The organism is Bacillus sp. CPT56D-587-MTF, assembly GCF_058792335.1.
In genome coordinates this window covers 4,237,036-4,251,697 of the sequence record NZ_JBYTEF010000001.1, presented here as the reverse complement: position 1 = coordinate 4,251,697, position 14,662 = coordinate 4,237,036, and the positions used below count along the sequence as shown (strand labels likewise).

The window sequence follows — 14,662 nt, the reverse complement described above, 5'->3', positions numbered from 1 at the left end:
GAAGTTGATTAAAAAGGAGATTATACATATGCATGAGCAAATTTTAGGAGCAATTAAAGAGTTTGATACAATTATTATTCATCGCCACGTGCGTCCGGATCCAGATGCGTTAGGTTCACAGGGTGGTCTTGGTACAATTCTACAAGAATCGTTTCCAGAGAAAAATATTTATACGGTTGGGTACAATGAGCCGTCACTAGCATACTTACGAGTAATGGATGATATTGAAGATAGTGTATACGAAAATGCGCTTGTTATTGTTTGTGATACTGCGAATCAAGAACGTGTTGACGATCAACGCTATACAAAAGGGAAGATGTTAATTAAAATTGATCATCATCCAAATGAAGATCCATATGGAGATATTACGTGGGTAGATACGACAGCGAGTTCTACAAGTGAAATGATTTATGAGTTTTATAACTATGGAAAAGATAAAGGATTAAAAATAACAAAAGAAGCAGCCCGCCTTATTTTAGCAGGAATTGTTGGAGATACAGGTCGTTTCTTATTCCCGAATACGACAGCAAAAACACTTCGTTACGTAAGTGAGCTTGTTGACATGGGTGTGAAATTCACAGATTTATACAATGAGATGTATAAGACAAAAGAAAAAATTGCTCGTTTAAACGGTTATATTTTACAAAACTTTACGATGGTAGAAGAAGGAGCAGCTTACATTAAATTAACGAAAGAAGTATTAGAAGAGTTTGATGTACTTCCTTCTGAAGCATCTGGTGTTGTTGGAGCGCTTGGCAATATTGATGGATTAAAGGCGTGGGTTCTATTTTTAGAGGAAGACGACGTAATTCGTGTTCGTCTTCGTTCAAAAGGACCAGTTATAAACAAATTAGCAATGCAATATAACGGCGGGGGGCATCCGATGGCTTCTGGTGCGAAGGCATCTTCTTGGGAAGAAGCGGATCGTCTTTTTGCTGATTTACGTGAGATTTGTAAATAAGAGACTATATGTTAGAACGAAAAGAAGGAGCGGCGCTAAAGCCCTCCTTCTTTATTTTTCTTTCTCTATAGTAATGCTAATTTCAAGCACTGTATCAAAAGATATTGTATCGACTTTAAAACGGTATAGCCGATCGTAATGTTTGTACGTTTTATTTTCGATTACCTTTTTAAGTAGGTCTTTATTTTTTGCGATACTTTGAATGTTTTTCGTTAAAAGATGTTGGAGGTCATTATGGATAGATGTAGTCATATTTTCGAGTGTGAGATTGTCTAAATCGTATTTTTCTCGATTGATAAGTTTTATTTTAATCTCTTGAATGGTTAAGAGCCGTTTATTTTCAGTGTTCAATTTTTCTTGATCTTCGAGAAGGACGTGGAGCTTTGCTTCTTGTTTTTCTATAATTTCTCTTTGTTCTGCTATTTTACTAGCTTGTTCTTCTTGAAAAACACCGTATATGTACAAAAAAATAAACCAGCTCAACACGCCTCCAACAGCAGCCCCAGCTAATACTAAGTACCATCTTTTTGCTGTATTGGCACTTGGTACTCTCATACATGTTCCTGCGTTAGCCATTTAATAATAATGAGACCTGTTTGCATACCACCAGTTGCGAAAAAAATAAGGAGAATTTGCTTTACGATATCTTTCATATCTCCGCCAAAGAAACTTCTTTCAAAGCTATAAAAGGTATCGAATGTTCCGCCGATTGCTGCAACGAGTGCCCAAATTCTTAAATTTTGGGCGAATTGATTAATGTAAGTTAGAGCTGGTTTTCCGATAAGAAACGCACCAAATCCACCAATTAATGAACCGCCAAGTATAACCCCAAAGGCAATAAAATAACTAATAATAAGCAGAGAGAAAAAAGTATGTTCTCTTACATCCATCGTCATTCCCCTTTCTTCTTCATATATATGGACAAAGTATAAGAAGTATGTTTTGATTTCCGCTTTCCTCATCACCTATAATAAAAGTAGTCAAATAGGTAAAGAGAGGGTACAACAGTGAAGTTTGTGCATTTACAATGTCAAACCGTTTTTAGTTTATTAAAAAGTGCTTGTAGAATTGATGAGCTTGTAGTCAGGGCGAAAGAACTCGGTTTTTCATCGCTGGCTATTACGGATGAAAATGTTATGTATGGCGTTATTCCGTTTTATAAAGCATGTAAGAAACATGGTATACAGCCCGTTATTGGATTAACCGCTTCTATTTTTAGTGAAGAAGAAGAAAGGTCTTATCCGCTTGTATTACTTGCTGAGAATGAAATAGGCTACCAAAATTTATTAAAGATTTCTAGCAGTATTATGACAAAGTCCAAAGAAGGTATTCCTAAGAAGTGGCTTGCGCATTATGCGAAAGGATTAATTGCAATTTCACCAGGTAAAGATGGCGAAATTGAGCAATTATTACTAGAAGACAATGAGAGTCAGGCTGAAGAAGTAGCTCGCACGTATCAAAATATGTTTGGCCATTTTTATATGAGTTTGCAGCATCATGCGATTCAAGATGAGTTGCTTTTACAAGAGAAACTACCTGAATTTATTAGTAGGGTTAATATTCCAGTCGTTGCAACAAACGATGTGCGCTATATCAATCAAAGTGACGCGCTTGTTCACGAATGTTTACTATCTGTTGAAAGTGGAACGAAAATGACTGATCCAGATAGGCCGAGGCTGAAAACAGATCAGTATTATTTAAAGTCATCGGATGAAATGGAAGCACTATTTTCCCATGCGCCGGAAGCAATCCAAAATACAATAAAAATTGCAGAGCGTTGCCAAGTAGAAATACCGTTCCATGTAAATCAACTTCCGAAGTTTCCTGTTCCGTCTAATGAAACGAGTGATATATACTTGCGTCGTGTTTGTGAAGAAGGTTTGCGGAAACGATATGGTGAACCGAAAGAAGTGCATATAAAGCGTTTGGATCATGAATTAAATGTTATTTCTCGTATGGGATTTAGTGATTATTTCCTCATCGTATGGGATTTTATGAAGTATGCACATGAAAATCATATTCTAACAGGACCAGGTCGTGGATCGGCAGCTGGTTCACTCGTTTCATACGTATTAGAAATTACAGATATTGATCCAATTGAATACGATCTATTATTTGAAAGGTTTTTAAATCCTGAACGTGTGACGCTTCCCGATATTGATATTGATTTTCCAGACGTAAGACGTGATGAGATGATTCGCTATGTGAAAGATAAATACGGTCAGCTCCGTGTTGCGCAAATTGTAACGTTTGGTACGCTTGCAGCAAAAGCGGCAATTAGAGACATTGCCCGCGTAATGGGGCTTCCGCCGCGAGATATTGATATATTTTCAAAACTTATTCCATCAAAGCTTGGTATAACGTTAAAAGATGCATATGAAGAATCACAATCACTTCGTGAGTTTATACAAGGGAATCTTCTGCATGAGCGTGTATTTGAAATCGCAAAACGTGTAGAAGGTTTACCACGTCATACGTCTATTCATGCGGCTGGTGTTATTATGAGTCAAGAACCGCTAACAGGAAGTGTAGCAATTCAAGAAGGACATAACGATGTTTATGTTACGCAATATCCAGCCGATGCGCTAGAAGAACTTGGTTTGCTTAAGATGGACTTTTTAGGATTACGTAATTTAACGTTACTTGAAAATATTATAAAATTTATCGCGAACAAAACAGGGAAAGAAATCGATATAAGAAACTTACCTCTTCAAGACGAAAAGACGTTCCAATTATTAGGGAGAGGGGATACAACAGGTGTATTCCAGCTTGAGTCGGGTGGTATGCGAAATGTACTTCGCGGGTTAAAACCGAATGAGTTTGAAGATATCGTAGCTGTTAACTCGTTATACAGACCAGGACCGATGGAACAGATACCGACTTTTATTGAATCGAAACATGGAAAAAGAAAAATTGAATATTTACATCCGGATTTAAAGCCAATTTTAGAAAGAACATACGGCGTCATTGTATACCAAGAACAAATTATGCAAATTGCATCGAAGTTAGCTGGTTTTTCGCTCGGAGAAGCAGATTTACTGCGCCGTGCGGTGAGTAAAAAAAATCGTGATATTTTAGATCAGGAACGTAAGCATTTCGTCCAAGGATGTTTGCGAAATGGTTATGATGAGACATCCGCAGAGAAAATTTATGATTTAATTGTAAGATTTGCGAATTACGGTTTTAACCGAAGTCACGCTGTAGCTTACAGTATGATCGGATATCAGCTTGCCTATTTGAAAGCGAATTATACGCTGGAATTTATGACGGCATTATTATCAAGCGCAATTGGAAATGAAGATAAGATTGTACAGTATATACGAGAAACGAAGCGGAAAGGTTTTCACGTTTTGCCACCGTCTCTTCAGAGGAGTGGCTACAACTTCCAAATAGAAGGGAATGCGATACGTTACAGTTTACTTTCGATCCGAAATATTGGAATGGCTACAGTGACGGCATTATTAGAAGAACGAGAGGAAAAAATGTTCGAAGATTTATTTGAATTTTGTCTTCGTATGCCGTCAAAGTTCGTAACGGAGCGTAATTTAGAAGCTTTCGTCTGGTCGGGATGTTTTGACGATTTTGGTGTTTCGAGAACGAATTTATGGAAAAGTATTAAAGGGGCGTTAGAGTACGCGAATCTCGCACGTGATTTAGGAGATGCTGTTCCAAAATCAAAATATGTACAAGGAGAAGAGTTATCTTTTATTGAACAACTAAATAAAGAGAAGGAAGCGCTTGGCTTTTATTTATCAAGTTATCCGACAGCGCAATATGTGAAGTTAGCGAAAGAATTAGAAATTCCATCTCTCGCTCAGGCGATGCGACACAAGAAAAAAGTACAAAGAGCTATTGTGTATATAACAAGTGTGAGAGTGATTCGTACGAAAAAGTTTCAAAAGATGGCATTTATTACATTCTGTGATCAAAATGATGAAATGGAAGCGGTCCTCTTCCCGGAAACGTATATACATTTCTCGGATAAGTTGCAAGAAGGAGCAATTGTTTTAGTTGACGGTACGATTGAGCTAAGAAATCATAAGCTGCAATGGATTGTAAATGGACTATATCCGCTAGAGGAAATGGATGTTTATGAAGAAAAGAAAGACGCATCTGTTTACGTGAAATTGCCGTCTCAGTATGAGAAAAAGCTTTTAAATCAGGTTACGAAAATATTGTTCGACTATTCAGGTTTTGCGAAAGTACTAATTTATTATGAAAAGGAACATAAAATGGTACAATTATCTCGGAGTTTATCGATTCATCCAAGTGAAGAATGTTTAGGAGCACTTCGTGAAATTGTCGGGGAAGAAAATGTAGTTGTGAAAATATAATGGACAATTTCCCTACACTTCGATTATTATAGTAGTAGTGTTCGTGGTCAGACCACTTGGAGAAATTGATATCAGCAAGAATAATTTGAGGAGAGTGGATAGTTTGTCAACACTTCGTGAAGAAGCACTTCACATGCATAAAGTGCATCAAGGAAAATTAGAAACTGTATCAAAAGTAAAAGTAGAAAATGCAAAAGATTTAAGTCTTGCATATTCTCCAGGGGTTGCAGAACCTTGTAAAGAAATTTATGACGATAAAAGTAAGGTATATGAATATACGATGAAGGGAAATATGGTAGCAGTTGTGACAGATGGAACAGCTGTACTTGGTCTTGGTAACATTGGACCTGAAGCATCTCTTCCAGTAATGGAAGGTAAAGCTGTATTATTCAAGAGCTTTGCTGGTGTAGATGCATTCCCAATTGCCTTAAATACAAACGATGTAGATAAAATTGTTGAAACTGTAAAATTAATGGAGCCAACTTTTGGCGGCGTTAACTTAGAAGATATCGCAGCACCAAACTGCTTCATTATTGAAGAGCGTTTGAAAAAAGAAACAAATATTCCTATCTTCCATGATGATCAACACGGAACAGCTATTGTAACAGTAGCAGGTCTTGTAAATGCACTGAAATTAGTTGGAAAGAAAATGTCTGACATTAAAGTTGTCGCAAATGGCGCAGGTGCAGCAGGTATTGCAATTATTAAACTTTTATATCGCTATGGTGTACGCGACATTATTATGTGTGACCGTAAAGGCGCAATCTATGATGGTCGTCCTACAGGTATGAATCCGGTGAAGGATGAAGTTGCAAAATATACAAATAAGAATCGTATAGAAGGTTCTTTAGCTGATGTTGTACAAGGTGCGGACGTATTCATTGGTGTATCTGCAGAAGGTGCATTAACAGAAGAGATGGTTCGTACAATGAATGACGATGCGATTATTTTTGCAATGGCGAATCCAGTTCCAGAAATTATGCCAGAATTGGCAAAAGCAGCGGGCGCAGCTGTTGTTGGAACAGGTCGTTCTGACTTCCCGAACCAAGTAAATAATGTACTGGCGTTCCCTGGTATTTTCCGCGGTGCACTTGACGTACATGCGACACAAATTAACGAAGAAATGAAGATGGCAGCTGTACAGGCTATTGCTGAGCTTGTAGCAGAAGATGAGTTAAATGCAGACTATATCATTCCGGCACCATTTGACGCGCGTGTAGCGCCTCAAGTAGCGGCTTACGTTGCAAAAGCAGCAATGGAGACAGGAGTAGCTCGCCGTCAAGTAGATCCAAATGAGATCGCTGAAAAAACAAAACAATTAGCGCTGATTGGTAAAGAATAAGCGAGGAATTTCCATTGACATCATCAAATACAAAAGTATATCTCGAAATTGTAAAAAAAATCCGTTCCATTATGGAAGAGGATGGTTTGGTGGCGGGGGATCGTTTGCCGTCTGAGCGTGAGTTAAGTTCACGCTTAAACGTAGGACGTTCCTCTGTAAGAGAAGCATTGCGTGCTTTAGAACTGGTAGGATTGATTGAAACGAGACGTGGTGAAGGGACGTTTATTCGAAACTTTTATGATAACGGTCTTGTACAATTAATTGCTCCGTTCTTATTGCAAGATGAGAAAACAATTCGTGATTTATTACAAACGAAACGATTACTTGAGAAAGATATGATTCGAATTGTATGTAATTTACCGAAAGAAACGTTTTCTAAAGTACTAAGTAGATTACACCAAGTACTTGAAGGAAATGAAAGCTCGGTCCCAACGCTTCATCAAACGTTCTTTAAAACACTTATTGAACAAGTCGATAATTATTTACTATATCGCATTTGGATGATCGTAAATGATTACGTAGCAACTCTTTCTTGTAAAGTTTCAAGAGATTCTATCGATATGTATAGAAAGCTTTATGCTACTTTGGAAGAAAAACAAGAAAATGATGCACTAAAAATTTACGATGAATTAGTAGAGAATATACAGTTTCACTCGTAATGTATAAAATTTGTCGAAATGACCATGACACGTTATGACAAACATTCTACCGCTTAGCGGTTAAAGTTAAACGTAAAGAGTGAGGTTATTAGACAGATTGAGAAGATAAGGCTAACATCAAACTTTGGTGTTAGCCCCATTTTCTTCTTACGCTAACCTTAGCTCTCAACGAAGGGGGTCAAATTGTGCTAAGAGATTTATTCGTGAAAAAGAAAAAGTACGCTGCAATACCTTCAGAACAAGTACGAAAAGATGTACCAGATGGCGTTATGACAAAATGTCCGGAATGTAAAAAAATCATGTATACGAAAGAACTTCTAAAAAATTTAAAAGTATGTGTGAATTGTGGATATCATCATCCTATGAATGCATGGGAACGTCTTGATAGTATATTGGACGAAGGGTCATTCCGTGAGTATGACAAAGAAATGGTTTCATTAAATCCACTCGAGTTTCCAGGTTATGAAGAGAAACTAGAGAGCGATCGTAAGAAGACTGAATTGAACGAAGCGGTTGTAACTGGTGAAGGAACAATTGATGACATGCTTGTTGTTGTTGCAGTAATGGATTCTCGTTTTCGAATGGGGAGCATGGGCTCTGTAGTAGGAGAAAAAATCGCCCGTGCGGTTGAAAAGGCGTACGACTTACAAGTTCCATTTATTATCTTTACTGCTTCGGGTGGTGCCCGTATGCAAGAAGGTATATTAAGTTTAATGCAAATGGCAAAAACAAGCGTAGCTTTGAAAAAGCATAGTAATGCAGGAGGATTATTTATTTCTGTTATGACTCACCCAACGACGGGCGGGGTTTCAGCGAGTTTCGCTTCACTTGGTGATTATAATCTTGCAGAACCAGGTGCACTTATCGGATTTGCTGGTAGACGTGTAATTGAACAAACGGTGCGGGAGAAACTACCAGAAGATTTCCAAACGGCAGAATTCTTACTAGATCATGGTCAATTAGATGCGGTGGTGCATCGTGATGATATGAGAGAATCACTTCGCAAGATTTTAGAAGTTCATCAAGGAGGGGAAATGGCTGTATGGCAGAGCTAGAATTTGAAAAACCAGTTGTTGAGCTAAGAAATAAGATTCGTGAACTGAAAGACTATACGAAAAACAGCCAGATGGACTTCAGTGAGGAGATTCGTATTTTGGAAGAAAAGCTAGAAAATTTAGAGGAAGATATATACGGCAATCTGAAAGTATGGGACCGTGTTCAAATTGCTCGTCATGCAGAACGACCGACAACGCTCGATTATATTGAGCACTTATTTACTGATTTTTTCGAATGTCATGGAGATCGTCTATTTGGCGATGATGCAGCGATTGTCGGCGGCATTGCGAAATATAAAGGGATGCCTGTAACTGTAATTGGGCATCAGCGCGGAAAAGATACGAAAGAAAATATTCGCCGTAACTTTGGAATGCCTCATCCAGAAGGATATCGAAAAGCATTACGTTTAATGAAGCAGGCGGAAAAGTTCAATCGTCCTATTATTTGTTTTATTGATACGAAAGGAGCTTATCCTGGTAAAGCTGCTGAAGAACGTGGTCAAAGTGAAGCTATCGCCCGCAATTTATTTGAAATGGCAGGTTTAACGGTACCTGTTATTTGTATCGTTATCGGCGAAGGTGGTAGTGGTGGTGCGCTAGGCCTTGGAGTTGGAGATTACATTCATATGCTAGAAAATTCCACTTATTCTGTTATTACACCAGAGGGTGCAGCGGCAATTCTTTGGAAAGATGCAGGAAAAGCAAAGGAAGCTGCAGAGGCAATGAAAATTACAGCAGCAGATTTGAAAGAATTAGGTGTGATTGACGAAATTATTCCAGAAGCAAGAGGCGGAGCTCACCGTAATATTTTGAAACAGTCAGAAAATATAGACTTAATGATTCGAAAAACTTTTGAACAATTAAACGGAATTTCGAAAGATGAATTAATCGAAAAACGTTATGAAAAATATATGAAAATTGGGCAAGTTTCGTTTTCAAACGCTTCCATTTGGATAAAATAAGAAAAGCGTGCGTTCCACTTCGCGAATGCACGTTTTTATTATGAAAAGACACATCTTCTCCATTGTATTTTTATATTTTTTCGTGTTATTTTATTATAAGGCAAATAATCTTTATGAGGTGAGTACAAATGAAACGTATTGGTGTATTAACAAGTGGTGGAGATTCACCTGGTATGAATGCTGCCATTCGTGCAGTTGTTCGTAAAGCGATTTTCCATGATATTGAAGTATATGGTATTTACCATGGATACGCTGGATTAATTTCTGGTCACATTGAAAAATTAGAACTTGGTTCTGTTGGCGATATTATCCACCGCGGTGGTACAAAATTATATACAGCAAGATGTCCTGAGTTTAAAGATCCAGAAGTACGACTAAAAGGTATCGAGCAATTAAAGAAACACGGTATCGAAGGACTTGTTGTTATTGGTGGAGATGGTTCTTACCAAGGCGCTAAAAAATTAACTGAACAAGGATTCCCATGTGTTGGTGTACCAGGTACAATCGACAATGATATCCCTGGAACAGACTTCACAATTGGTTTCGATACAGCTTTAAACACTGTTATTGATGCAATTGATAAAATTCGTGACACAGCTACATCTCATGAACGTACATATGTTATCGAAGTAATGGGACGTCACGCTGGTGATATCGCATTATGGGCTGGTTTAGCTGATGGTGCGGAAACGATCTTAATTCCAGAAGAAGAGTATGACATGGATGATGTTATCGCTCGTCTGAAGCGTGGTAGTGAACGTGGTAAAAAACACAGTATTATCGTTGTAGCTGAAGGTGTTGGAAGTGCAATTGACATCGGTAAGCACATTGAAGAAGCAACAAACTTTGATACTCGTGTAACTGTATTAGGTCACGTACAACGTGGTGGATCACCAAGTGCACAAGACCGTGTATTAGCAAGTCGTCTTGGCGCAAGAGCAGTTGAATTATTAATTGCTGGTAAAGGCGGACGTTGTGTAGGTATTCAAGATAACAAACTTGTTGATCATGACATTATCGAAGCGTTAGCTCAAAAGCATACAATCGATAAAGACATGTATCAATTATCTAAAGAATTATCCATCTAATCGGCGTAATGTCAGATATTTGGGAACGGTTTCATAATTTTCGGAGGTGCAATATGCGTAAAACTAAAATTGTATGTACTATAGGTCCTGCTAGTGAAAGTATTGAAAAATTAGAGCAATTAATCGAAGCAGGTATGAACGTTGCTCGTTTAAACTTCTCTCATGGTAGCCATGAAGAGCACGGAGCTCGTATTAAAAACATTCGTGAAGCTTCAAAGAAAACTGGTAAAACAGTTGGTATCTTACTTGATACAAAAGGTCCAGAAATCCGTACTCACGACTTCGTAGACGGACAAGCTGAGCTTGTAACAGGTGCAGAAGTAGTTCTTTCTACTGAGCAAGTATTAGGTACTGCAGAGAAGTTCTCTGTATCTTATGCTGGTCTTTATGACGATGTAGACCCAGGTTCTCGTATTCTAATCGATGACGGTCTTATCGAACTAGAAGTAATCGAAAAAGCTGATGGAAACATCCGTACAAAAGTTCTTAACAGCGGAACTGTAAAAAATAAAAAAGGTGTTAACGTACCAAACGTAAGCATTAAGCTTCCTGGTATCACTGAAAAAGACGTAAAAGATATCATCTTCGGTATCGAGCAAAAAGTTGATTTCATTGCAGCTTCATTCGTACGTAAAGCGTCTGACGTATTAGAAATCCGTGAATTATTAGAAGAGCATAACGCTCAATACATCCAAATCGTACCAAAAATCGAAAACCAAGAAGGTATCGACAACATCGATTCAATCTTAGAAGTTTCTGACGGTTTAATGGTAGCTCGTGGTGACATGGGTGTAGAAATTCCGCCAGAAGAAGTACCGTTAGTACAAAAACGTCTAATTAAAAAATGTAACGTGTTAGGTAAACCAGTTATTACTGCAACACAAATGTTAGATTCTATGCAACGTAACCCACGTCCAACTCGTGCGGAAGCAAGTGACGTAGCTAACGCAATCTTCGATGGTACAGATGCAATCATGCTTTCAGGTGAAACAGCTGCTGGACAATACCCAGTAGAAGCAGTAACAATGATGGCTAACATTGCGGTACGTGTTGAAAAATCATTACAATATGAAGATATGTTCAAAAAACGTATTAAAGAGTTCACTCCAACAATTACAGATGCAATTAGCCAATCTGTTGCACATACAGCACTTGCTCTTGATGTAGCTGCAATCGTAGCTCCAACAGAAAGTGGATATACTGCGAAAATGATCTCTAAATACCGTCCAAAATCTCCAATCGTAGCTGTAACATCTGACGAGCAAGTAGGACGTCGTCTTGCACTTGTTTGGGGTGTACAAGCATTTATGGCTGAGAAGCGCGCAGCTTCAACTGACGAAATGTTAGATACAGCAATTCAAACAGGTATGGATGCAGGCCTAATCGGACTTGGAGATACTGTAGTGATTACTGCTGGTGTTCCAGTTGCTGAAACTGGTACAACAAACTTAATGAAAATCCACGTTGTTGGTGAAGAAATTGCTAAAGGACAAGGAATCGGTCGTAAAGCTGCAAAAGGTAAAGTAGTTGTAGCAAAAACAGCTGCTGAAGCTGTAGCGAACGTAAACGAAGGTGATATCCTTGTTACAACAAGCACTGATAAAGATATGATTCCTGCAATCGAAAAAGCTGCAGCTTTAGTTGTAGAAGAAGGTGGCTTAACAAGCCATGCAGCTGTTGTAGGTGTATCAATCGGTATTCCTGTTATCGTTGGTGTAAACGGCGTAACAGCAACTTTAAAAAATGGCCAAGAAGTAACAGTTGATGCAGCACGCGGAATTGTTTATAATGGACATGCGGAAGTGCTATAAGTAATACGGAGAGAAGGGTCGGAGTCCTTCTCTTTTTTTTTACACAAAAACGAGATAAAATTAGCTTAAAGCGCCTAGAATTGCTTTTAAAAGCTGTTTGTTATGGGTTTTAATATGAAAGGGTATCTATATTTCATATGATGTATATAGGCATTGTGAGGGCGTTAAAAGTGAGATGTGAGAGAGGTGTAGAACTATGAAGTGGTTACTATTCTTGTTTATTTTAATACCGGCGATTGAGATTACGGTCTTAATTGGATCAAGTCATGTAATAGGTTTATGGTCTACGTTCGCTATGATTGTATTTACAGGTGTTGTAGGTGTGTATTTGGCGAAAAGACAAGGGTTTAAAGTGCTTGGAGAGATTCAATCTAAGTTGAATAGAGGGGAAATGCCAGGTGAGGCGGTACTAGATGGTATTTTTGTATTTGTAGGAGGTATTCTCTTAGTGCTTCCTGGGTATGTGACAGATATGCTAGGGTTTATCTGCGTGATCCCTATTACGAGAGCTTTATTGAAGCCGCTTGTTATGAAGTGGATGGAATGGAAATTTAGAAAGAATTCTACTATTATTATTCAGAAATAGCACTTAGATTGTAGAAATCTAAGTGCTATTTTTTTGTCTTGTAAAAGGAGAGGAACTTGCTGATTGAAGCTTTGTTTTACCGCGCTATTTGTGGGGGGGAATTTCTATCTCAAAGCTGGGCTGCTCGTAAGTGTCTGATGTGGGGCGAATGATGAGTGGGGATGAACAAAACGTTCGCTTATTATATTTGCTATATAATTTTCGTTTGAACTCTTGTGTGTACTTCGATTAAACTTGTGATTTTTTAGTGCTATTAATTTAGATGAATAAGATGGAGGGAAACACTGCTAAATTAAAGTTTTGCTTTCTTATATAGAGGAACGATTGGTGTAAAAAATTCATATAAAAAGGCGGAGATTGTTAGTTGAAGTCTTATTTTATGCTATTTTGTATATTTATTCATTTACATAAAAAGTAATAAATGTAAATAATAATTATAAAATAAATAGAATAAATATGTAAAAATACCACGGAATATGCGTTTTTTATGCAAAAAAACAAGAGAATTATCTTTTTTGAGTGCAATTCTCTTGTTTTATGTAATAAGTATGAAAAATAAGTACAAGGAATAATCAGTGGGAATTTCCCACTGATTACAGGTAAGTTTTTTGTTGTGTATGAATTAGAAACTATTATTTTGAAGGTGAACCTTTAATATATTTCCACAAGTCATGGAAGACATTAGCTTTGTGTAATGTATTAAGTAGTACTAAGGTGACTGGGCCGATGATTAATCCTAAAAAGCCAAAAAGTTTAAAGCCGACAAATAGAGCGACGAGTGTTGCTAATGGATCGAGACCGATGTTAGATGAAAGTACTTTCGGCTCCATAATTTGTCTTTGGACAATCACGACGATGTATAAAATGAGAAGACCAATGGCGAATGCGGTATCGCCAGTGAAAAATACGTATATAACCCATGGAACAAAGACTGCGCCTGTTCCTAAATATGGTAGTAAATCTACAACCCCTGTAATAATCGCGATAGTAATGGCGTATGGTACGCGTAATATTAAAAGCCCGATTAGTACAATGACAGTTGTCATAGATACGAGTGTAAGTTGTGCTTTCACAAAACCAAACAAAGCTTTTCTTAAGTCGACAAAAATAGTTTTTCCATAGCCATGTACACGATTCGGTAGCAATTTTCTTGCTTTCTGAGCAAGACGGTGCCAATCGTAACTAATGAAGAAAGTGGCTAATAAAATGAATACAAGGACAGTTAAAGTTGTTGGCAGTGCACTAATGAAATTCGTTAACCCGCTTATAATGGCGGTTAAAAGTTCTTTCATTTGTGTTGTCGCTTCTGTTCCTAAGTTTTGAATGTTTTGTGTAATTGTATAGCGCTGTGGTTCTCCAAGATGATTAAATTTAGAGATTAAATCATCGTAGAGAGGCATAATATGATTAAGTGCAAATTGCTGAGCGAATGTAACGATATCTGGAAACTTTACTGTAACAAGTTGTAGTAAGTATGTTGTGGCAGATATTGCTTCAGTCACAAGATATGTAACAAGTCCAACGATAGCTCCAAATACGAGAATTAAGCTAACGAGTACTGCTAGTGCGCGAGGAAATTGTAGTTTTTGATTAAGGAAATTGACGACAGGATTAATCAAATAAGCAAATGCAAAAGCGATAATAAAAGGATAGATAAGCCCTGACATGTATAGTAATACATAGAACCCAGCTACCGTTGCTACAATGATAAATATGAGTCGCAATATCATATATAGTAAGTTTCGGTTCAAAGATGTATACCTCCCATTCCAATTTGGATTATCCTAATTCGTTCAACTTATAACGAGTGTGCCCCACTGATTAAAGTTTCACTTTATGTTATAGTGGAATGATGGATTTTTCC

At 37.7% G+C, this 14,662-nt stretch carries 12 protein-coding genes; 9 read left to right on the top strand and 3 right to left on the bottom strand.

Features of this window, described 5'->3' with window-relative positions; genetic code table 11:
* Nucleotides 1-28 precede the first annotated feature (28 nt).
* Complete coding sequence (locus tag AC3WVZ_RS21880) at nucleotides 29-961, top strand: DHH family phosphoesterase (RefSeq protein WP_000545136.1); 933 nt, start codon at nucleotides 29-31, stop codon at nucleotides 959-961.
* A gap of 51 nt (nucleotides 962-1,012) precedes the next feature.
* Here AC3WVZ_RS21880 and ytrI read toward each other — a convergent pair whose 3' ends face one another.
* Nucleotides 1,013-1,516: a sporulation membrane protein YtrI gene (gene ytrI / locus AC3WVZ_RS21875; protein ID WP_001265736.1), complete on the bottom strand. Its 504-nt coding sequence runs from the start codon at nucleotides 1,514-1,516 to the stop codon at nucleotides 1,013-1,015.
* Nucleotides 1,513-1,926: a YtrH family sporulation protein gene (locus tag AC3WVZ_RS21870; protein ID WP_002005839.1), complete on the bottom strand. Its 414-nt coding sequence runs from the start codon at nucleotides 1,924-1,926 to the stop codon at nucleotides 1,513-1,515. Before AC3WVZ_RS21870 ends, ytrI begins: the two co-directional genes overlap by 4 nt.
* A gap of 42 nt (nucleotides 1,927-1,968) precedes the next feature.
* On the opposite strand from AC3WVZ_RS21870, the gene dnaE reads away from it, so the two are divergent.
* From dnaE to AC3WVZ_RS21830, 8 genes are all read left to right on the top strand, one after another.
* Complete coding sequence (dnaE, locus tag AC3WVZ_RS21865; RefSeq protein ID WP_233935394.1) at nucleotides 1,969-5,295, top strand: DNA polymerase III subunit alpha; 3,327 nt, start codon at nucleotides 1,969-1,971, stop codon at nucleotides 5,293-5,295.
* Between the two features lie 133 nt (nucleotides 5,296-5,428).
* On the top strand, nucleotides 5,429-6,637 hold the full coding sequence (ystJ, locus tag AC3WVZ_RS21860) for an NADP-dependent malic enzyme (RefSeq protein WP_161508111.1): 1,209 nt from the start codon (nucleotides 5,429-5,431) through the stop codon (nucleotides 6,635-6,637).
* A gap of 14 nt (nucleotides 6,638-6,651) precedes the next feature.
* A complete protein-coding gene (locus AC3WVZ_RS21855; RefSeq protein WP_000204448.1) occupies nucleotides 6,652-7,296 on the top strand; it encodes a FadR/GntR family transcriptional regulator in 645 nt (214 codons plus the stop codon).
* Nucleotides 7,297-7,481: 185 nt separating this feature from the next.
* The gene (gene accD, locus AC3WVZ_RS21850; protein ID WP_000942856.1) at nucleotides 7,482-8,351 is read left to right on the top strand and encodes an acetyl-CoA carboxylase, carboxyltransferase subunit beta; all 870 of its coding nucleotides are present in this window, start codon (nucleotides 7,482-7,484) and stop codon (nucleotides 8,349-8,351) included.
* The gene (gene accA / locus AC3WVZ_RS21845) at nucleotides 8,339-9,313 is read left to right on the top strand and encodes an acetyl-CoA carboxylase carboxyl transferase subunit alpha (RefSeq protein WP_000818804.1); all 975 of its coding nucleotides are present in this window, start codon (nucleotides 8,339-8,341) and stop codon (nucleotides 9,311-9,313) included. The genes accD and accA overlap by 13 nt, the downstream gene beginning before the upstream one ends.
* 128 nt (nucleotides 9,314-9,441) lie before the next feature.
* Nucleotides 9,442-10,401, top strand: a complete 960-nt coding sequence (gene pfkA, locus AC3WVZ_RS21840) for a 6-phosphofructokinase (protein WP_000821157.1) — start codon at nucleotides 9,442-9,444, stop codon at nucleotides 10,399-10,401.
* A 53-nt stretch (nucleotides 10,402-10,454) separates the two neighbouring features.
* Complete coding sequence (gene pyk / locus AC3WVZ_RS21835) at nucleotides 10,455-12,212, top strand: pyruvate kinase (RefSeq protein WP_001232673.1); 1,758 nt, start codon at nucleotides 10,455-10,457, stop codon at nucleotides 12,210-12,212.
* A gap of 196 nt (nucleotides 12,213-12,408) precedes the next feature.
* On the top strand, nucleotides 12,409-12,798 hold the full coding sequence (locus AC3WVZ_RS21830; protein WP_000871628.1) for an FxsA family protein: 390 nt from the start codon (nucleotides 12,409-12,411) through the stop codon (nucleotides 12,796-12,798).
* Between the two features lie 632 nt (nucleotides 12,799-13,430).
* Here AC3WVZ_RS21830 and ytvI read toward each other — a convergent pair.
* The gene (gene ytvI / locus AC3WVZ_RS21825; protein WP_233935392.1) at nucleotides 13,431-14,549 is read right to left on the bottom strand and encodes a sporulation integral membrane protein YtvI; all 1,119 of its coding nucleotides are present in this window, start codon (nucleotides 14,547-14,549) and stop codon (nucleotides 13,431-13,433) included.
* Nucleotides 14,550-14,662: the final 113 nt, after the last annotated feature.